The sequence below is a fragment of the Xylocopilactobacillus apicola genome, from assembly GCF_033095985.1.
Lineage (GTDB): Bacteria > Bacillota > Bacilli > Lactobacillales > Lactobacillaceae > Xylocopilactobacillus > Xylocopilactobacillus apicola.
This window is the reverse complement of record NZ_AP026802.1, coordinates 320,991-342,602: the sequence shown is the minus strand read 5'-3', so window position 1 is coordinate 342,602 and position 21,612 is coordinate 320,991. Positions and strand designations below refer to the sequence as shown.

Sequence of the window (21,612 nt, the reverse complement as noted above, 5' to 3'; positions counted from 1 at the left end):
TTTATGATAAGGCTTGTTTATCTTACAAGAACGTTTCTAGGCAAAATAGTTGATCCCGAATTTTTTTTGTAATCACATGCGACAACGGCTTGGAACTAGCGACCTCAACGAAATCATTGGCGATTAATACTTCGAATGCTTTATTTAGCAAATAGCGGCTTATCTTTAAAGTATTGCTCAAATCAGTATCAGTGATTGTTCCTACGTAGGGGCCAAATATAGCTTTTTGACATAAAGCAAACATAATTTCCTTCTCATTAGAGTTCAACTTTAATTTGGCGATTAATCGCTTCGCATTTTCTAGAAGTTTAATTCCATTATCTAATTTATCGATAATGTTATATTGCCCAAAGATCAACAGCTGCATCATTTTGATCACAAACTTGGTCCCCTCGCCTTGATTATAAACGTTGGACATCTCAACGAATGCCTTATAATAAGAGTTTCGATTCTTCGCAATTGCCGTTGAAAACTGCAAAGCTGACATTCGATCTAGCTTACGTGAGAGATAGGAGCAAACGATAAAGCGCCCTGTCCGCCCATTGCCGTCGTAAAATGGATGAATATATTCAAAATAATAATGGGCCAAAAAACACTTTGGCAGCGAAGGTATATTCGGATTATTCATTTCAGCTACAAGCTTACTTAGATCATTAGTAATTTCCTCTTCTGACTCATCACCACGATGAATAACCTTTTCACTGGTCTGAATAACCTCATTAGCCTTTCTAAACAACTTCCCATCCGGTTGATCTTCAGTGCTAATTTCTTGACTAACTAGCTCGTCCCAAATATCTCGGAAATCTTTAACAGAAGAAATTGTGTTGTATTTCTTTTCCTCAAAATTAGCATAAAGCTTGACTAAACCAGAAAAACGTTCCTTGCCGACTTGACTTTTTTGAGTCGTTCAAAAGTTTGACTAATTTCTTCCTTAGAACTTTTTACACCTTCAATATCGTTAGTACTCTGCAATTCATCAACTAAATTATTATTAAAAATCTGCTCCTGAGCCACTTCAGGTATAAGCGCCATTTTTTTATCAATCTGGTGTGAAAGAGTAAAAATTTCTTCTTCCAATTGACTAATTTGGAGCGCAGGAAGATAGAAAATTTCAAATTGATCACTTGTTCTAAACTCATTGACCAACGGCGCCATTGTAAGCCCCGTATGAACCGCAAGTTCGTTGTTTCTTCGGCTATCAACCATCTTGCGATAACTCTCAAGATCACGGTGCTTTACCGCTTCGTAATAAATCCCCTTCAAACCGCGATATTTGTTACCTGTCATCGAATCCTTCTTTCAAAATAACGAGTTTTTTTGTTTCTTAGATTAGATTCTAACTTTTATTTTCAAAAAAACAACGTTTTTTAAATATCCGAGCTGCCACCTGCTGAACCGCCGCTTCCGCCGCCGCCACCTGAGAAATGGTCGTCAAAGTGGTCATCGCCATAATTTCGATACCTGCTATAACTCCACAAATTCCGTCGACGAGTGTCTCTGATAAATTCTTGTTTAGACATTGAGTGATATCTCTTAACCGTAAGCCAAATTCCCACTGCCGAAGCAACAATAATGAAAATAATAATCGGCGCCACAATTTGAAAAACGATTCCTTTGACCACTGGCGACGCACTACTAGTGCTGGGATTTTCATCGATCACTTGCGTTATGGAATTGAACGTCTGTTGAATCCCTTGATTCACTAATAGCGAATCGGTTGATTTTAAATTTGTGCGATTATCTTCCAAGATTTGCGACCGCTTAGAAGCGTTTAATTGATTATCTAATCCGTTGCCAACCTGAATCACGACGTTGCGTTCCCCATTATTTAAAGCGTACAAAATCAAAACCCCGTTATTTTTGGAATAATCGCCAATACGCCACGATTGAAACAAATCGCGGGCATAGGTCCCGACTTGTTCACCGCCTGTTGAATTAACGACTGCCACAACTACCTGCGGAGCATGGCTTTTATTTTTATACTGCCGGTTCTTATTTTCGATTAACTGTTGCGTGGAGTCAGTCAAAAGGCCCGCCTCATCATAGTAGAAGCTACGCGGAGAACTAGGCAAAGTTGCCGCCTTAACGATTTGGGGCCAAGCTATTGCGTTAAATAGAATTGCCACAAACAAAACGATATTTAATTTGATTTTCTTTCTCATAATTGCGATCCAAACTTATTATTTAAATCCATTTTACCATTAAAGGTTTATTTGAGACCATCTAAAGCTTAATAATTTGAACGTTGATTTTTATCGGTCGAGTTTAAACATAAAAAATGAATATCATTTAATAGTATGACAGCTCTTTTGATGCTTAAGGGGTCGAATCAAGCAATGTATACGTCACCTCACCGCTGTAGCTTCCAGCCTCCGGAATATTATTTGCCGTAGTTTTGAAAATCATATTCCACGGCTCTTCCCACGTATCTTCGTAAACTACTCCTGGAATTACCTTTTCTGCTAAAAAGGTCGCTACTGGGGTCAAATTAGTTTCCACTCCCGAATTGTTCTTATGATGAAGCGGATTACCGACAATTCGCTTGGTTCCCTTAGTTAAAGGCTGCGTCATTGCTCCTTCAATTCGCCACTTCTTGTTCTTACGAGAGTTACGGTTGTCAATAACTTTAAACTGATGATCTGTACTTTCATAGTTATGACTGCGAACTGATCCTCGATGCGTGCCAAAATCAATCGCAGTTGGTGCTTTAAGCTGGACCCGACCACGCTGATCCCAAACATAAGTCCGAACGTCATTACGCGTTGCTGATTCACTCATAATCTGAGCTGCCGTCAAAACATCACCTTTGGGTTCATGATCACTTCCTCCAACCCCAACCTCTCGCCACTGAGCATCAGTTGCATAATATTGCGAATTCGGCGGAACTGGTTTATCTAAATCATTTATTGGCGTTCTAGGATTTGGATCTGCTAAACCTGTCGTATTTGATAACTTTGTATTTACTCCTAACGTTAATTTCCATAAATTTGTTGTCCCATTTAAAGAATCATCCATATTCATGGTATTGGGATTTGTTGTGAAACTTGAAAGATCTAAACTACTCAAAGAACTGCAGTTCTCAAATGCATGATCCATTGTTGTTACATTCGTTGTGTTAAAATTTTGTCCAAACGTGATCTTTTTTAGATTCGTGTCTTCCTTAAACATATATGCCATTGTTGTAAGACTTGAAGTATTAAAATTACTCAGATCTATCTCGGTTAGATTATTATCAAATTCAAATAACCAATTCATATTTTTTACATTCGAGGTGTTTAGACGACTTACATCTAAAGTTTTTAAACTTCGACAAACTGCAAACATTGCCTGCATATCCAGTGCACTGCTTGTATCAATATGATCCATATCAATACTCTCTATACTCTGCATCCCTTCAAAGAAGCCGCCGAAGTTAGTCACATTTGACGTTATAAAATCAGGTCCAAACTTTAGATCAGTTACACTTGAACAATTTCTCAAAAATCGAAACATATTATACGCTTTTAATGTATTAAAGCCTGACAGATCAATTGCCGTAAGATTCTTACAATCATTAAACATCCAGCTATAGTCCGTTACTTCTGTCGTGTTAAGATTAGTTAGACCTACAATTTCGGTCATTGCTGTAAAGCCTTTGAAAAGTTGAGCAATACTCGCTTTTGCGCTTACTCCTGGACTGATTACCGTTTTAGTAATTTGAGTTTTATATTGATCCCAAGGCCAAGTAACTGTTGGATTAATTGGATCAACTGAAGAATCTATCACTGCATCTACTAAGGCATTCAACTCATGCGGGTATATCGTCAGAACTTTGGTGGTCGGATCAATATACCACCATATATAGTCATTGAGATTTATGTGTTTGACCTCTGAAACATTATTTGAATTATCCACCGCTACAATATGGAGATATTTATTTAAACTTGCTGGCAATGGCAAACTTAAATTAGCCGACGGATCTGTTGCAGAGGTTGCAGACAAATTAATATTTGTTACTTCACCGGTCGATGGATTCTTAGTTACCGCTGGCGTACTTGTCGGTGAACTGTCTAAAGTGTAGACGTACCCTTTTACCCCGCTCTCTACCGAAGTTTTAATCACATCTGAGTATTTATCTCTTAATGCAGTTTTGGCTTTTACTCGATAGTAGTAATCGGTCGGATTGTCATTAGTATTTACTTTTAAATTAAGTTGGCTTGCACTCGTTCCCGTAAGCGTTGTACTTGGTGCATCTGGAGCCGCTAAATCTTTAACTGTATAGTCTTCGCCATGACGTGTTGTATTCAAAGTACTTGTATAATAGACCATATTAGCAATAATTTTTGCCTCATCAGGAGTACACTGACCAGTTGTATGACCAGTCTGAATCATTGCGTAATTTCCTTTAGTAAGTAAATACCAGTTATCATCGCCAATAACTCTACCCGAATAATCGTATGCATGGTTAGTGTAGTTAGTAAAGTCAATATCATTAACAGAGTTGGGCGGGTATCCTCCTTCATACTGCATCCACCTAGTAGCGCTATCATCATACATATAAAACTGAGCAAGTGAATGAGAGACAGAAATATTATAGGTAACAGTTGGATCAAGATAATAAGGATACTGATTCAACATCCCATTGGCAGTAAATGAAACATGATTTGCTCCACGCCACTTGTAACTATCAACTCTGCCTCCTTGATTTTCAATATCACTGGGAAACATCCAACCTAATTTTGGAGCAAATCTATTGAAATAATGGTGCGATCCCATATAAATGCCAGCCAGCGTATCATGTCCTAAGATAATTGATCTCCCTGTATTAGCAAAAGATTCCACAATCGGTTGTGACGTGGCAGTTAAATCATTAACTCCTGGAGTCCACCCACCATTACTATCCGAAGAACCGAAATAAATACCGTCATACCGATAATTTCCATCAGCATCTTTTAAATATCCATCAGGATTAGCGTTAAAATCAGGTAAAGAAATTTCATCAACGTCAATCAAATTCATAGAAACAGGTTGCCCCGAACCATTATTTTGATTCATCCATGCTTTTAAAAAACGACCATCAGGAGGATAAACGTTTAGAATCTTAATTTTTTTACCGTAGTTAGTCGGGGCTGTTTCCCAAGCAGTATCATTATCAGAAATTATGCTGCTTGTTGATCTCTGCACAATATAACCATCAGAAATATCAGAAACAATATCCCAATCTAAAGAAATTGAGGCCTGGTTCCCCACAAATTTGCTCTCGCCTCTTAAACCAAATTCTCCGTTCTTAACTATTGTTGAAGGCGAACGCAGATTAATCCTTGAATTGATCTTTGGAGTTCGCGGAAATTGTAAAGGATCCGCGAAAACAACTTCTGAGGGTCTATCTAAATGCCCCCCCCCTGAAATCGCTACCATTAGTTTCAATTGAAGGAAAAACTGATGCAATAACGTGCTGCTTCATGTTAGAAGCCAACAAAATTGTTAGAGCCACCGCTAAGGCCACCAAAATATATCTAAATTTCTTGAATGTTTTCATTGTCATCTCCCGTAATGTAATATCATTATATTTAGTATACCAAACTAGTAATCAGATTTTGTGCAATATTTTTAAAAAAAATAAAAAAAGACGAATTAACGTACGTGTATAATTGATTAATTCGTTTTTGTCTTATTTGGATTAATTTATTACATAAAGGATATATAAATTTTGGTTAATAAAGTTTTGAAAATGATTTAAGATCTAAAAAAAACGAAAAATATTTCGTTTTCTTAAGAATGCGTATCTCTTTCTATTAAAGTCTACTGTTTTTTGAGAGAGTCGAAATGAAGATTAACTTTGGTAGTGTCTCCGTTCTGAAAAGTAAACTCAATTTCTGTAAAAGTATTTCCTTTAGGTTTTTCTTCTAATTTAGTCAGTGAAGAAGTTGGAGTATAGACAATTGAACCATCTTCTATTTTTTAACATCATATTCAGTATTTTCAAGCACTTTAATTTTCGGGGGAATGTGTAGCATTTTTAATTCTTCAACGGTTGTTACTCTAACGATCATAATAAATCCTCCATTTTCACTATAAATATATTTAAGGTAGTGCACTCACCAAGGTAAACGTTGTTGTTGCGTTATATTTACCGGCTTTCGGAATATCACTCGGACTTGCCTTAAAACTCAAATTCCATGGATAATCTTTAACATCTTGATACAAATTCGTTGCAGTGCCGTTATATAACACTTGCGCTGTAGAAGTTAAATGCGTCGTCGTCCCCGAAGTAGTGTCATGATAATAAAGCGGATCGCCATTAATCACTTTGGTTGGATCTGTTGCATGCTTAAACGGTTTCGTTACCGCTGCTTCAATGCGCCAATTCTTGCCCGTTCGTACGTTTCGATTATCGGTCAACTTCAAATTCTGCGCTGAACTTTTGTATTCTTGATTTTTCAAATGTCCCGCATGAGTTCCCAGATCAATGTTGCCTGGCGTTGCTTCTAAAGTCTGCTTACCAATTTGATCCCAAACGTACGTCCGCTTGCGATTAGCCGTCGCCGATTCACTCATAATTTCAGCTGCGGTCTTCGCTGCTCCGTCTGGCTCATGCAGGAAATCATCAGTGCTTGCCTCCCGCCACTGAGCATTCGTAACGTAATACTGCGGATTAGGCGGTACTGGAGAATTTAAATCAATAACTTTATTCCCAGGCGTTGGATCTTTCAATTTTGCAGAGATCAACGTCCCGCTAACTGTAACATCTGGAATTTTCGTATTTGGTCCAAGCGTTAATTTCCAAAGTTTAGGAGTATCTGACAACATCTCATTGTAGCCGCTCTCCACATGATTTAAACTCCCTTTGTGAACAACATTAGTCAGGTCAAAACTGCTCAAATCAAGACTCGCTAAAGACGTACAACCATTAAACATATAGTTAACATTCGTTACTTTACTAGTATTAAAATGGCTTACATCAATATTCTTTAATGAACTACAATCGCGAAACATATATTCCATCTCAGTAACATTGTTGGTATTAAATTTCGTTGCATTCCATTTTAGATCAGATAAAGAGGTACAATACCCAAACATGAATTTCATATCAGTTACTTTACTGGTATCAAAACTTCTTAAATCAAGGTTCGTTATCGATGAACAGCTAGAAAACACGTAACCCATATCAGTAACATTACTGGTATTAAATCCTGTTACATCGAGGCTCGTTAGTGATTCACACCCACTAAACAGGTATCGCATTGAAGTAACTTTAGAAGTATCAAAATCCTTCACTTCTAAATTGGTTACTTTTTTGCAGCTTTTAAACATTTCACTCATATAAGTAACATTATGGGTATCGAAATTCTTCACATCGAGACTGGTTAATGACCAACAGTTACCAAACATTGTCCTCATATCAGTAACTTTACTTGTATTAAAGTTACTAACATTTAAATTGATTAAGGAATTACATTGGCAGAACATGAAGTACATGTCCGTCACTTCACTGGTATCGAGATCCTCAAGACCTTCAATCGAAGTCATATTTTCATGATCATAAAATAAGGTTCTTAGTCGTCCTTTTGCTGTCACTCCTGGTTTAATTATCGTCTTTTCTATCTGTAATCGAGAGCCCCACCAAGGAAATCCATATGTATTCTCAGAAGCAATATACTCATTATCTCTAACGTAATTTAACTCGTGCGGATAGATGGTCAAGACCTTCGTCGTTGCATTAAAATCCCACCAGCCCAGATCATTAACCGTTACTGAATCAGTCATGGGAGCAAAATTGGCGGTATTGTATACTGTGTCAGTACTAGCTAAAGGTGCGTTCGGATTACTAGGATTGTAGAAATACGAACCATACACTGGATTTCCATTATCATCAATCAATTGATTCGACTGATCATAAATTGAGACCTTTGAGACAATGGTTGAAGTCTTGGGTGCTCCCGACGTTGCAGGATTATTAGTTATCGTAATCTGTCCCGCATCATTAGCAGTAAGGCTGGCTTTCTCGACTCCTTCATACTTCAACTTAACCGTATTAGTACCCGTCTCGCCCGTTCTAATATCATTAATTGCTCCCACTTTTATCGGAACATAAAGTGATCCGTCTTTTTGAGTAACACCTGCAGGCAACGTACCTTTTGGTGTGAAAAGGCCACTTAAGGACTGAACCGCCGTAACTTTTGACCAAACACCAGGAAGTGTATTGTTTTTGGCTGTATATTTAAACGTTACTTCGTCTCCCGGATGAATATTAGCAGTCTTAGAGAATGTTGTCCCGTCAGTACTTAACTGTAAATCAGATGTTACATCGGTACTTCCTTGAGGAAATTCTTGACGATAAACATAATTAACAAAGATTATGTTTTCAAAATTAGTCGTAACTGTTACATTTCCGCCACTTGTATCGACAGTTGAACCACTCCCAGGTGCTCCTAAACGCTTATTGGTCCGAGTGTTGTTATTAAAAAAAGTTCCATTGACTTGTGCTCTTCGATAAATTTTGCCATTTTTCACGATCGTAGCTGGACTACTTGAGTCAACAAACTGAGTGGAGCCCGGATGCGTTACCTGCCAGTTTGCTTCCAAGGTCGATACTGGCGGTTGTAAATCATTTCCGTTTTCATCAATATAGCGGGTCGTAATTACCGAATCCCCTGGTGTAAATGTCCCGCGAATATTTTTAATTGTATTACCTTCAACTCCCGCTCCCGTCGAACCCAAAACCGAAAATGCCCAGCTCGGCTTACTGGCAATTATCGCCTGTTCATTGGCATTTAAGACCTTGGTCCAATTTACCTGACCACCTGTTGCTGCATCACCAATTGTAACTTTCAACGTATGAGTTGCCGCTGTGTAAAAAATCTGCATTGGTCGCCATGTATTATCTGGAACCACAATTGCATCTCCACTAACACTGCCAAAAGAATTACTTTTAGGTGTGACTGCAAGCCCATTCAATGGCGCTGAATATTGAGAAGCCGAAGAAAATCCGGTATTGTCGGTCGTTACAAAAGACCCGTTAGCTACTCCGCCTGAGGTCGTCCCAGCATAATAATCATCAGGATAACGATCGACATCTAAATAATGACTTGTACTACCGTAAGGTGTATTAGCAACCCTAGTTCCCATAACCCCATTATAATTCGTATCGATTTTAAAACTGATGGCGTTCATAATATCGCTGATCCCAAGGTCTCCTCCATTTATTCCAATCGAATGGATATTTTGACCAAGATCAGGATCGTCAGTAGTTGTTACTGGAGTTGTATCAGAATGACGACCAAATACTGCTGGTAAAACATAAGGTGAACCGCCTTGTAAATCAGTTATTGTTTCACCTGGACTATATAACGGGTGAAAAATAAAGCCTAATCCATCTGCGAGAAAAGCAAGCGAAGAACGTTCAATTTTCAAATTCCAGCTGAAATTGAAATCTTTGGTCATATCAACTGTTGCATTAAGCGTGACCGCTCCAACTTGATAATATTTTGGCTCGTTAATCGAAATGGTATCCCACGTACCATCATCGTTAACCTTGGCTACTGCGCTACCGACCGTCGCAAAAAAATTCTGGCTATCACCTGGTCCCATGCTGACCGGAGTTTGAGAACCAGAACCACGTGGTTGAATTTTAGAAAATGATCCAAAAATGGATTCCTTCTCATCATTCTTTTTATTAGAATTACTGATTGATACATTTTGCGGAAATTCAACTGCTTTTATCTCCTGTTTAAAATTTAAACTAAAAAACAAAGTTAAAATTCCAATTAATAACACCAGAATATAGCCCAGCTTTTTTGCTAGTCTCATCGTCATCTCCCTACCATTTGTGTTCAAACTATTCAATTAATGTTAGTATATCAGATTTATTATTAATTTAGATTCCTTTTTTTATAAAAAAATTTCGAAATAATAAATCATCTATTTTTTTAACCCGCTCCTTGTCTTAAAAGCAATCATTTCTGTCGCTGACAAACAAAAAACTATCCTAAAAATCCAGGATAGCCGCTGTTTTAAGGAATATTCACTAATGTGTACATTACAGTTGCTTGATACTGACCAGGAATTGGTATATCAGTGCGCTTCATCTTAAAACTCAAACTCCAAGGAATGTTCAAAGTGTCTCGATATCCACTTCCTGCAGCACCGTTATATATCGATTGAGCGGTTGAAGTAAGGTTGGTCGTAGATCCGCCACTGTGATAATAAAGTGGATTACCAGCAATTTTCTTAGTACTGTCCAAAACATGTTCGAATGGCTTCGAAATTGCCGCCTCGACGCGCCACAGTTTCCCTGTCCTACCATTACGATTATCGGATATATTAAAACTTTGGATAGAAGTAACATATTCTTCTGAATGACGTGGCGCTTGATGAGTTCCGAAGTCAATTCCCGTAGTAGTTGAAAGTCTCTGAGTCCCCATTTGATCCCAAACGTAAATACGTTTACCTATTCCTGTTTGAGAATCAGCAATAATTTGAGCAGCATTTTTTGCTGTTCCCATAGGATCGTGTAGTGAACCACCCCCAACTTCTCGCCACTGATTAGCAGTTACATAATAACTTTGACCCGCATCATTAATGACAGTCTCCTCAACTGGATCTGTTAAGCCACAATTGTTAAGGAGCTGCGAGCCCGCTCCAATAACTAAATGCCAGAGTTTTGGGCTCCCATCAAACATCGAGCTCATCGCAGTAACGTTACTTGTGTTAAAACTACTAATATCTAGACTCGGCAATACCCACATATGAGCAAACATAACCGTCATATCAGTTGCACTTGTTGTATTGAAGCTTGTTACATTTAATTTCTTTAATTCGTGCATCTCATTAAACATGTAACTGAAATCTTGGACTAGACCTGTATTGAAATTATTTAGATTCAACTCTGTGATGCCCGTGCAGGCTTGAAACATGCCTCGCATACTAGTAACATGATCCGTAACAAAGCTGCTTACATTTAAACTAGTTAACCCTGTGCAGTAGTTAAACATACTATTCATGTCCGTTACATTCGCTGTATCAAAACGACTAACATCAAGACTAGTTAAACTTTGGCAATGCGCAAACATTGCGTTCATATCAGTGACGTTGGCGGTGTTTAAATCAGCAATACCTTCAATTGAAGTAGCTGAAGTAAGATCAGCAAATAAATTGTGAAGCGACCCACGAGCTGTTACTCCTGGCTTAAGTACTACTTTTGTAATATCCGCCGCTTGATCATGCCAAGGCCAAACTGAGGCACCCGATGTATCATTTGCTCCATTTAACTCATGTGGAAAAATGGTTAAAACTTTAGTAATCGGATCAATTTCCCACCACTTTAGTTCTGATACGATGACCGTTTTTACTGCCGAAACATTATTGGCATTATCGACTGCGATGACGTGCAAATATTTACCAGCTGGATCTGGCACATTTAACGACAAACTAGCCTGACTTCCATTAGTTGGAGTAAGATTAATGTTCGTTACGTTCCCTGTCACGGGATCCTTCGTCACTGCTGGGGCACCATTAGGATCAGTATCTAACAAGTAGATATATCCTTTAATACCGCTTGACACCGGTACCTTGACCTCATCTGAGGTCTTCATTCCATTATCAGTATTAGCTTTAACTCGGTACGTATAGTCTGGTCCTCGATCAATCGCACCAATATTAAAATTCCACAGATCACCAACCTGGGAAGTATAATTTACTGTCGGCAAATCAGGTGCAACGGTATCTTTGACCGTGTAGTCAGCACCTTCAGTTGTTGTATTTAGCGTACTCGTATAATACAACATGTTAGCAATAATTTTTGCTTCGTCTGGCGTACACTCCCCTGTTGTGTGTCCCGTCTGAATCATCGCATAATTATTTTTGGTGACCAAATACCAGTTATTATCCCCAATTTTATTGCCGTTTGAATCTAACACATAATTAGTTTTCCCACCAAAAGACGAATTTCCTGCTGAAAATTCCATCCATTTAGTTGCGCCACTATCATACATAAAAAACTGACTCACCGTATGAGATTTCGAAATACTATAAATCGCTGTGCTATCAAGATAATGCGGGTACTGATTCAAGATTCCATCATTTACGAATTTCACCCGATCAGTTCCCGGCCAAGTCGTACCGTCATAAGTATTACCGTCAGCCGTGATTTCTCGGGGAAACTTAAGACCAAGTTTCGATCTAAATTTCCCGAAATTATCATGATTCATGTACGGACCCTCATACGTAGTAATCGTATCGTGTCCCAAAACTATTGAACGACCAGTGTCGGCAAAAGCCGCAACTTTTGGCTGAGAGGTAGTTGTCAAATCATTGTAGTCTTGCCACCCACCGTTACTATCAGCCGAACCAAAGAAAATTCCATCATACTGATATAGACCGTCACTATTTTTTAAATATTGATCAGGATTTACGTTAAAATCGACTAATGCAACCTCATCAACATCAATTAAGCCCATCGACACTGGTTGCCCCGAGGTTGGGTCGATCTGGTCCATCCAAGATTTCAAAAAGTTGTAACGGGTTCCGCCATTAGTCGGATAAACATTTAGAACCTTAATATGCTTACCGTAGTTGGTCGGAGGAATCGTCCAAGTATATCCGTCAGTTGTTCGCTCTACAATGTAGCCATCTGACGCATTGGGAACCCGATCCCAATTCAAACTCACAAAACTCCGTCCGTTATTAAATTTGCTTTCAGCGTTCAGGCGAAAATCTCCTGGATTAACTACCGTCGAAAAATCTCGCGGCTGAATCTGACCAAACGGAGCGATTAAATCATTTCCTAAAGGTTTATAAGATCCCCCCCCCTGGAAACGTTATCATTGCGCGAATTTGCTACATTAGACGGGAAATCTCCTGCCTTACTGTCCTGTTTAAAGTTCAAAACAAACAGCAGGGGCAAAAGCAAACTTGATATTGACAAGATATAGCATAGCTTTTTCGCTAAGTTCATCGACATCTCCTCTTTCTGATCTTAATTCTCTACTAATTATCGATAGTATACCAGACTTCTTATGATTTTTGATTTCGCTTTTTGTAAAAAAAATCTGAAATAGTAGAACAAAGTTGCTGAGCCTGTATTCTTTAAGTGTTAAGGAAGTTATGCAACAAAAAGCCGTCCTTATCCACTTCGGTAAAGACGGCTCTTTGTAGTAATTGATGTTTCATCTGAACTCAGATGCGGGACCTGGGAGTCGAACCCAGATTTCAGGAATCGGAATCCTACGTGCGATCCATTACACTAATCCCGCGCAAATACTAGAATACCTAAATAATGTCCCTCCGTCAAGAAAAAATCACTACTGAGTCAGTAGTGATCCGTCTAATTTCATAAATTACTTCTAGGAGAATTATCAAAAATCAAATTCTGGCTGTTTGATTTCGACTTCATTAATATAGCTAAAATTTGTGAACAAATCATGAACAAAAATTAAAAAATTATTGTCTCGCAACTTGCACCTAAAAAAATTATAATAGAGGGAAATACTTATCAGGAGCCATCTTAAATGAACTTTAGAACTCGTTTAGCAATTTTCTCTGCTACAACCAGCCGTTTTATTTTACAAAAAGTCTTACACCGCAGCGGTACTGCTTTGCCAGGTAAGATCGCACTAAAGATTCAACCGAACTTGCTTAAAGATCTCAATCAAAATCTTGATGTGGTAATTGTGACTGGCACTAACGGCAAAACTTTAACGACTGCCCTTTGCACCAAAATTTTAACTAATGCGGGTTACCAGGTCATCACCAACTCATCTGGTTCAAATATGATCCAAGGAATTGTTGATACGATTATTACGCAAACTCCGAGCCATCCGGCTGACAAATTAATTGCGATCTTAGAAGTAGACGAGGCCAACGTGGAAGTTGTCACCGAATCTCTCAAGCCGAAATTTTTCGTCTTAACGAATATTTTTCGTGATCAAATGGATCGTTACGGCGAAATTTACACAATTTATGATAAAATTCTGGCCGGAATCAAAAAAGCTCCGGAGTCGACGGTGATCGTTAATGGTGACTCCCCCATCTTCCAACGTGATAAACCTAGTAACCCTGAAGTTTATTATGGCTTCAACCATGATTCAGCTGATCATTCGCTTCCAGCTCCATCTAACACTGACGGAATTCTTTCGCCGACTGACAACAGTATTCTCCATTATCGCTTTTTAACTTATGCTAATCTTGGGTCCTACTATTCGGTTACTGACGATTTCAAACGACCACCGCTTAAATATTGCGTCACCAAGGTCGACGAGTTGACCCCAAAATTCTCTAAATTTGAAATTGATACACATCCATTTAAAATTGAAATTGGTGGTCTTTACAATATTTATAATGCGCTGGCAGCTTATTCTTTGGCGCGGGAATTAGGAATTTCTCCTGCAACAATTAAAGACGCATTTGAACAAAACCAACAGATTTTTGGCCGCCAAGAAGCGATCAGCGTTGGCGACAAAGAACTCACAATCGTTCTGGTCAAGAATCCCGTTGGAGCCAATGCGGTCATTGATATGATGATGACAGAACCCGATCCATTTTCGCTGATTGTCCTTTTAAATGCGAATTATGCTGACGGGATTGATACTTCGTGGATTTGGGATACTGATTTTGAGAAATTGCATCAAGCTAACGTCAAGCAAGTGACTCCTGGTGGCGAGCGCTGGCGCGACATTTCCGTCCGGCTAAAAATGGCTGACTTTAAAATTGAAGAACCAGTCCCTGATCTCAAACAAGTCATTGAAAAAATCAAAACTGCTCCCACCAAAAAAGTATATCTTGCTGCAACCTATACTGCGATGCTGCAACTAAGACAACAACTAGCAGCAAGTGGCTACATCAAAGGAGGATTCTAATGGATCTAACAATTAAAATCGCTCACCTTTACGGAAACATGATGAATACCTATGGTGACTATGGCAATATCGTAGCTCTACGTTATTATGCCAAGCAGCTCGGGATCGCCGTAAATGATGAAGTCGTCTCAATTGGCGATCCGCTTGAAATCAGCCAATATGATTTTATGCTTTTTGGCGGTGGCCAAGATTACGAAGAAAAAGTTCTCGCCCCCGATTTTCAGTCAAAAGCCAAACACATGAAAGATTACATTGAAAATGACGGCCCAATGTTAGCAGTTTGTGGCGGCTATCAAATGCTGGGGGATTATTTTCTAATGGCAAACGGCGAGCGGATCGAAGGAATTAAGGCATTGCCCCACTACACTTTAAATCAGCCTGATGGACGTTTTATTGGTGATATTGAAATCGAAAATATTACAACAGGCGAAAAATACCACGGATTTGAAAATCATCAAGGAAGAACATTTCTCGGTTCGAACGAATCCCCTCTCGGCAACGTTGTCACTGGAAACGGAAATAACGGTGAAGATGGTACGGAAGGCGCAATTTATCGCAATGTTTTTGGAACTTATTTCCATGGACCGATCTTAACGCGCAACGGTAACCTCGCTAAGCGAATTCTAGAGATAATTTTGACAAGAAAAGACCCCGTCACCGATTGGGCTTTGAAGCTCAAAAACGTTCCCGCCGAGTTTTTCTAATGATAATTTATAAAAATTGATTTATTCATGAGCTGGAATGGGCTAGAATATAAAAGATAGTTTTCAACAATAAGAGGAGCTTAAGTATGAATTTTTTTATCACTAATAACGTTTCTACCAGCATGTCAGGAATCGAGCATGCCCAAATCAAGCGCCTGCATCTTTTTAACAGCGAAGGTGGCCAGGCAATGATCGTAACGGTTAAACATTGGACTAACACCCACACTGTCCTTAAGATCAACGGAATTCCAAATGATCAGCATATCAATGCCTTTGACTTCTACCAAGGCACTCATGAGACTGAGAAAAAAGAAAACACCATCAAACAATATCAAGATAATGAGCAATACGAAGTAACATTTCTCGGACCAAATGGTCAGACCGATCTAGCTTATCGCGTTGTGGATAAGGACGACGAAAAGAAGAATTACATCATTCAAACCAATACAGGTAATGGTCAAATTACTTCATTTATCTATATGGAGCCCGATGGCCAAAGCTTCAAAAAATATGATTATTACGACGAACGTGGATTCTTGTCTTCAAGAACTACTATTGATGACAAGCGCCGCCCAATTTTCGAGGAATACTTCGATCTTGATGGCAACGTCGTAATTGAGATCAAGACAATTTATCCTCGTGGAGTTCAAAAAGTCAGCTCGATCATGGTTAAATATCAAGGTGAAACTACCGTTCTCGGTAGTACTGATGAATTTCAGACTAAATTCCTCGATGACTTAAACCTTGCATACGGTCACGGAGAGAAAGTCAATAACTTCTTCTCTGATCGGATGGAATTAACTCACTCCGTCGCCAAAATGAAGACGCCAGCGTATAAATACATGATGATTCACAGTGGGCATGCTTACGATCCTCATGATGTTATGCATTCACGCCTCAACGAAAACTATGAGTACGGACTCCGTCACGCTGCACTTTTCGACGGATTTATTGTCCCGACTCACCAGCAACAGCTTGATCTAAGAGCAAGATTCTCTGGCGTTGATACTAGAGTTTACTCTGTCTCAGTTGGGATCGCAGACCCAGAAATTCCTTATGCTGATTTTGAACAGCGTGACCATAAAACAATTTTAGCAGTTGCCCGACTTTCACCGGAAAAAAGGCTTGAGGATATGGTCAAAGCTTTCAACATTGTCCACAAAGAAATTCCCGATGCCAAGCTAGATATCTGGGGCTATGCGATGAATGATTTCGAAGTAAATAAATTACTGATCGCCATCAATCGTTTTGGTTTGCAAGAAACCGTTCGTTTACGCGGTTATACGAAAAATATCGCCGAAGTTTACGATCACTCAATCTGTTTAGCTAACACCTCCAAAGTTGAAGGTGCGCCCCTTTCGATGGTTGAGGCGATCAACCACGGAGTGCCAATCGTCGCTTATGACATCAAATACGGTGCGCCTCAAATCATTGAAGAAGGCGAGAATGGTTACCTGATCAAAGAGGGCGACTATAAAGAAATGGCAAAAATTTTCATCAATATCCTAAAAGATCCATTCCTTCAAAAGACTTTGAGTACAAGAGCTTATGAATCTGCTTCCCGGTTTTATCCTGATGCAGTTTGGCAAATGTGGCAACAAGTCTTGAACCACGAAGAACCTGTTGAATAAAATTGAATTCTGCCCCGTTGCGGGGTATTTTTTTGCACAAAAATAGCTGGTCTCTAAACCAGCTTAACTACTCAAACTCCGTGGATTTTTCATCATCGTAATTATCAATTCATGTAAGACTGAACCCAACTCACTAGATTCAGCCTCATTTCCATAGATCTTCACTTCGTACTGATGCGTCGATTTAATAAACAAATCGTTAATCTGCGGATAAAGGATCCCCACCCGCTTAGCATATTGAGCGAGCGGTTCATCAGATTCGCGTTTTAGACGTCCTTCAAAATAACGCAAAATCGTTAAATAGCATTTTTCAGGCCACCTTCCTCCCGCAAACACAATTCCTAAGAAAAGCCAATAGAAAGTCTGGCGGAAAATAAAGAGCGCAACAATCAAAACGAGTGCCATTATTGACAGTATCCACGGCAAGAACGGATTAGGCTTGTGCGGCGGCGTCTTGGGAGCTGACTTCTTCGAGAGGCTGCTAGTCGAACTTTTCGTGGACTTACTAGTCGAAGAACTCGTTGAACCACTACTTGAACTTGTCTCAGAGCTATTAGAGCCACTAGAGGTCTGGCTGGAACCCTTCGCCGTTAAATCATCGACTGAAGAAGAATTATCTGAATCCTTGCCACGACCTCGAAAGCCTGGCGTCGGTTCAAACGGAACCCAGCCAATCTGGGCAAAGTAAACCTCCGGCCAGCTGTGAGCGTTGTTGTTTCTAATCTCGTATTCGTAATTATCCCCAATCTTCTGCTTGGAGGTCCCAGGCGAAAATCCTTCGGCATAACGCGCTGGAATACCTAGCGTGCGAAGCATTACCACCATTGAAGTGGCAAAATTGTCGCAATAACCGACCGGATGATCAAAGAGAAAATAATCAACAAAGTCATGGCCCGCGGGTGTTCTCTGAGCTTCAAGACGTGAATAAGTGAAGCGTGAATTTGTCTTCAAATAATTTTGCAGCGCCAGCACTTTATCGAGCTGATTATCCTTACTTTTTGTGACCTGTTGGGCTAATTCATTGACCCGCGACGGCAATTTCTTTGGCAGCTGCGTGTACATCTTCTGGACATCTTCCGGGATCTCGCCTCCGGTATTCTTTTTGATATTATCATTTGAGACATCATAATAGTTTACTTCATAGCTAAATTGGGAAGTTCTGCTTTTAGAATTATCATATTGCAAAAGAGAATTTTCCATATTATGTGTGGCTGAATTAATCTTCTGGCTGCCAAAATCAATCGAAATTTTCCCGTAAACTTGCGGAATAAACTGGTTAACCGCCGCCTTCATAGTATTGCTATAAATAATTTTGATTGAGCTTCGAGTCCCTTTAGTTGGCAGCTTAACCTCATCAAGCAAAAGCGTGCGCCCCGACAATTCGCTCCCTAAAGTTTCGTTATCGTTAAACCCGCGCCCAGAGTAGTTATGCTTCGTATCGATGCGCAGATAATTCGGCTGTTTCTCCCAAACTGTATAAACCAATCGGTTGTTATCGAGCATAGGTCCCCCAAGTTCGCGACTGTTGATTGAAAATCCTGCCTTTCTGGCTTCGGGATTATTTTGCGTTTGTTCATTAATTGTTTGATAGAATCCCAGCGTGTTGAGCTTATTTCGCACCCGCACCCCTGGTCCATCAACGACTTTGGTCAAATTCACAAAAGTCTTGCGAAAAATTATTCCCCCGCCAAGTGAAATAGCGAGCACCAAAAAAGCGAGCACCAATAACCCTAAATGCGGTTTTTTGCTGACAAAAATCTCCTGATAGTTGGTAACCATAAAAATTTGTAGAGCAAAACAAAGCAAAATCACAATCGCTGCCACCCAGTGATCGTGGCTATCGAAGACCGTAATCGACAGAATATAAGTCAGAACTAGCGGAAATGTTATGTACCACAGATCGCAATAAATTCCAAATCCCAAAATCAAAGTGGCGAAAAAAAGGACAATAATCGTCGCTAAAACCGTCGGCATCACAACAAAATTAAAGCCCCACAAACTGCTCAATTCACGGCTGACTTCTGCTCCAAATACTTTAAACCAATTATGCCCAGCCTGACTAGGAAATAGTAGAAAAAGCAAGAAAAGTTGGGAAACGAAGCCAAAAATCCAGCTGACAAATCCCCACCAGCGCCGTTTTTTAGCTCCTAAGTAAAATGCCATTGCAACTATAAACAAATAAAAATCAATAAAGAGGATTTTCTTCAAAACAATTGCTTTGGTGTCTGGTAGATTGATATCAACAAATCCGGGAACTGCTGCTGCGACAATCACAACATTGAGTATTGCTAAAAAAAATAATGCTAGAGCATTCTTCTTAATTTTCATTGTAATCCTCTAAATAAACCTGCCTCGAAAAATAGCGGGAGGTAATTAACAGCAATTCTGGCGATTTGAGATTTAAATAAATAATTTCATTATGCTGGCGCAGAAATTGGGCAGCTCGATTTAAGTTGGCAGAAGTCCCCACACTAAAAAGATAAACGTTGCGTTCTCTAACTTTTGACAACAATTCGAGCTTTGGCATTTGAGTAAAAGCTTCTAGCTCAGCCAACCACTTCTTATCAATGTGTTTACCCACATAAGATTTCTCGCCCACCAAAAAAACTTGCTGAAAGTCTGTTGGGTCCAAAACTTCATACATTGAGTTAAAAATCGCCAACGAATGCTCAAAATTCTCCCCGTTCTCGCCCCAGAAAATTAAAACATTTTGCGGTTCTCGTTCTGGATAGTCTTCCCGTACCGTCAATTTTGATGTTTTGGCTGACTTCTTCCAGTCGATCGACTTCAGACTGTCCCGATTCTCGTAATCTCGATATTTCTTAAATTCAAAGCTTGTAATTTCAGCATCTTTAGCCGGAATTTGCATAATTTTCTCGACTGCCAGGGCCAAGCGCTGCCCCTCTTTTTTTAGTCGTTGCGGCAAAATATACAAATCCATTTTTTGCCCAATAATCCGACTTTTTTCCCACATCAGAAAGTAGTCATTAGCTAAGAGCAGCAATGTATTCTCCGGATAATATCCCCGTGGAAGTAGGTATAAATAAAGATCGAGATGAGCTGGATGCAAGAAATCCCGACTACTTATTTTCCCCTCGCCTCGAAAAACTTGGCGGTCAAACAACTGAATTGATAGCCGCGGAAAGAAAAGATGGTGCTTCGCTGAAAGATCCAATTTCAGAAATTCATCTTCATCACCATAATAAATAAACTGTTCACGCGAACTTACACGAACTCCGTGTAACGGCGCTAGGATCTGGATAAATTCAAGAATCAAAAATATAAAAAAGGTATAAAAAATAGCCCAGCCTGTTACGTTGTTGAAAATCCACCCAAAAAGCAAAAACAAAAAAAAGACAAATAAGGTTGCGATATTATGCAAATATGTTAGAAATTTCTGCCGCATCATTAATGAACCGGAATTTCAACCTGCGCGACAATTTCCTGGAGAATCTCCTCTGGCTGAATTGTCTGCACATACTCATCTTCTAAAATAATTCGATGAGAGAATACGGGTAAGAGCACTTGTTGCACGGTTTCAGGCGAAACATAATTTTCACCATTAGTAACAGCATAAGCTTTGGCAGCTTGAACTAAAGCAAGCGTTCCCCGCGGACTAATCCCCAATTTAATTTCTGGTTGATTGCGCGTTGCCTGAACTAAATTCAGAACATAAGTCGCAACATTATTTGCTAAATGAACTGATTTCACAAGACCTTTGAGCCAATGAATGTCGTGAGTACTAGCAACTTCTTGCACTCGTTCGATATGATCACTTAGATCAGTTTGATAAATTAAACGAAATTCATCATCAACATCTGGATAACCAATCGTTAACCGCATCAAAAAGCGGTCCAGCTGAGCTTCCGGTAAAGGATACGTCCCTTCAAAAGCTAACGGATTTTGCGTCCCAAGTACAAAAAAATCAGGATTCAAATCAAAGTGATTGTCATCAACCGTTACCGAATAATCAGACATCGCCTCTAATAGCGCAGATTGAGTCCGCGGGGTTGCTCGATTAATCTCGTCAGCCAAAACCACTGTCGAAAAAATTGGTCCTTGATGAAAAGAAAACTTATTCGTATTTTGATTAAAAATTGAAGTCCCCAAAATGTCAGCAGGCATTAAATCAGGTGTAAATTGGATTCGAGTGAAATCCAAACCAATTGCTCGCGCTAAACCTCGAACTAAAGTCGTTTTACCAACCCCAGGAATATCATCAAAAAGCACATGTCCCGAAGCAAGCATTGCCGCAATTGTCATTTTAACAACTTCGTCTTTACCAATAATTACTTTGCTTGTTTGGGCAGTGATTTTCTGCACCAAATTATAAGCTCGTTGATAATCATTAACATTAGTTGAATAATCGTTCATATCTTCCCCCTGACTAATAAATATAGCACAAAAATCCGAGAACAATTATCCACTATTTACAAAAAAGAT

Annotated in this window: 13 protein-coding genes and 1 tRNA gene; 3 read left to right on the top strand and 11 right to left on the bottom strand. The window is 39.4% G+C overall.

Translation table 11 applies throughout. From position 1 onward, the window contains the following. Positions 1-22: 22 nt before the first annotated feature. The 8 genes from R8495_RS01795 to R8495_RS01760 form a co-directional block, all read right to left on the bottom strand. A complete protein-coding gene (locus tag R8495_RS01795) occupies positions 23-766 on the bottom strand; it encodes a Fic family protein (protein ID WP_425613281.1) in 744 nt (247 codons plus the stop codon). Positions 767-861: 95 nt separating this feature from the next. Beyond that, positions 862-1,287 carry a hypothetical protein gene (locus R8495_RS01790; RefSeq protein ID WP_317635856.1) on the bottom strand — a complete coding sequence of 142 codons (426 nt, stop codon included), beginning with the start codon at positions 1,285-1,287 and terminating at the stop codon, positions 862-864. 80 nt (positions 1,288-1,367) lie between these two features. Then, entirely contained in the window at positions 1,368-2,162 is a 795-nt protein-coding gene (locus R8495_RS01785) for a TPM domain-containing protein (protein WP_317635855.1), read from the bottom strand. A 154-nt stretch (positions 2,163-2,316) separates the two neighbouring features. Further along, complete coding sequence (locus R8495_RS01780; protein ID WP_317635854.1) at positions 2,317-5,397, bottom strand: BspA family leucine-rich repeat surface protein; 3,081 nt, start codon at positions 5,395-5,397, stop codon at positions 2,317-2,319. Beyond that, positions 5,363-5,518 (bottom strand): hypothetical protein, encoded by a 156-nt coding sequence (locus tag R8495_RS01775; protein WP_317635853.1) that lies wholly within the window; start codon positions 5,516-5,518, stop codon positions 5,363-5,365. Before R8495_RS01775 ends, R8495_RS01780 begins: the two co-directional genes overlap by 35 nt. Positions 5,519-6,063: 545 nt before the next feature. After that, entirely contained in the window at positions 6,064-9,789 is a 3,726-nt protein-coding gene (locus tag R8495_RS01770; protein WP_317635852.1) for a BspA family leucine-rich repeat surface protein, read from the bottom strand. Positions 9,790-9,992: 203 nt separating this feature from the next. Next, positions 9,993-12,647: a BspA family leucine-rich repeat surface protein gene (locus R8495_RS01765; protein WP_317635851.1), complete on the bottom strand. Its 2,655-nt coding sequence runs from the start codon at positions 12,645-12,647 to the stop codon at positions 9,993-9,995. Positions 12,648-13,160: 513 nt separating this feature from the next. Then, positions 13,161-13,232, bottom strand: a tRNA-Arg gene (locus R8495_RS01760). A 255-nt stretch (positions 13,233-13,487) separates the two neighbouring features. Between R8495_RS01760 and R8495_RS01755 the strand changes: the two genes are divergently transcribed. The 3 genes from R8495_RS01755 (at position 13,488) to R8495_RS01745 (ending at position 17,169) form a co-directional block, all read left to right on the top strand. Further along, positions 13,488-14,834, top strand: a complete 1,347-nt coding sequence (locus R8495_RS01755) for a Mur ligase family protein (RefSeq protein WP_317635850.1) — start codon at positions 13,488-13,490, stop codon at positions 14,832-14,834. Continuing rightward, positions 14,834-15,538: a type 1 glutamine amidotransferase gene (locus R8495_RS01750; RefSeq protein ID WP_317635849.1), complete on the top strand. Its 705-nt coding sequence runs from the start codon at positions 14,834-14,836 to the stop codon at positions 15,536-15,538. The genes R8495_RS01755 and R8495_RS01750 overlap by 1 nt, the downstream gene beginning before the upstream one ends. Positions 15,539-15,624: 86 nt before the next feature. Continuing rightward, entirely contained in the window at positions 15,625-17,169 is a 1,545-nt protein-coding gene (locus tag R8495_RS01745; RefSeq protein WP_317635848.1) for a glycosyltransferase, read from the top strand. Positions 17,170-17,232: 63 nt separating this feature from the next. Here the strand turns inward: R8495_RS01745 and R8495_RS01740 are convergent, their stop codons facing one another. From R8495_RS01740 to R8495_RS01730, 3 genes are read right to left on the bottom strand one after another with little or no spacing between them, the layout of a single operon-like run. Continuing rightward, complete coding sequence (locus tag R8495_RS01740; protein WP_317635847.1) at positions 17,233-19,497, bottom strand: transglutaminase-like domain-containing protein; 2,265 nt, start codon at positions 19,495-19,497, stop codon at positions 17,233-17,235. Next, entirely contained in the window at positions 19,487-20,578 is a 1,092-nt protein-coding gene (locus R8495_RS01735; protein ID WP_317635846.1) for a DUF58 domain-containing protein, read from the bottom strand. The genes R8495_RS01740 and R8495_RS01735 overlap by 11 nt, the downstream gene beginning before the upstream one ends. Continuing rightward, the gene (locus R8495_RS01730; RefSeq protein ID WP_317635845.1) at positions 20,578-21,543 is read right to left on the bottom strand and encodes an AAA family ATPase; all 966 of its coding nucleotides are present in this window, start codon (positions 21,541-21,543) and stop codon (positions 20,578-20,580) included. The genes R8495_RS01735 and R8495_RS01730 overlap by 1 nt, the downstream gene beginning before the upstream one ends. Between the last annotated feature and the right edge of the window lie 69 nt (positions 21,544-21,612).

Excerpts from the sequence above, each read along its gene's own strand:
- R8495_RS01740 (WP_317635847.1), bottom strand. The coding sequence starts at position 19,497 with ATGAAAATTAAGAAGAATGCTCTAGCATTATTTTTTTTAGCAATACTC.
- R8495_RS01745 (WP_317635848.1), top strand. The coding sequence starts at position 15,625 with ATGAATTTTTTTATCACTAATAACGTTTCTACCAGCATGTCAGGAATC.
- R8495_RS01780 (WP_317635854.1), bottom strand. The coding sequence starts at position 5,397 with ATGGTAGCGATTTCAGGGGGGGGGCATTTAGATAGACCCTCAGAAGTT.
- R8495_RS01770 (WP_317635852.1), bottom strand. The coding sequence starts at position 9,789 with ATGAGACTAGCAAAAAAGCTGGGCTATATTCTGGTGTTATTAATTGGA.
- R8495_RS01730 (WP_317635845.1), bottom strand. The coding sequence starts at position 21,543 with ATGAACGATTATTCAACTAATGTTAATGATTATCAACGAGCTTATAAT.
- R8495_RS01755 (WP_317635850.1), top strand. The coding sequence starts at position 13,488 with ATGAACTTTAGAACTCGTTTAGCAATTTTCTCTGCTACAACCAGCCGT.
- R8495_RS01735 (WP_317635846.1), bottom strand. The coding sequence starts at position 20,578 with ATGATGCGGCAGAAATTTCTAACATATTTGCATAATATCGCAACCTTA.
- R8495_RS01790 (WP_317635856.1), bottom strand. The coding sequence starts at position 1,287 with ATGACAGGTAACAAATATCGCGGTTTGAAGGGGATTTATTACGAAGCG.
- R8495_RS01750 (WP_317635849.1), top strand. The coding sequence starts at position 14,834 with ATGGATCTAACAATTAAAATCGCTCACCTTTACGGAAACATGATGAAT.
- R8495_RS01785 (WP_317635855.1), bottom strand. The coding sequence starts at position 2,162 with ATGAGAAAGAAAATCAAATTAAATATCGTTTTGTTTGTGGCAATTCTA.
- R8495_RS01775 (WP_317635853.1), bottom strand. The coding sequence starts at position 5,518 with ATGAAAACATTCAAGAAATTTAGATATATTTTGGTGGCCTTAGCGGTG.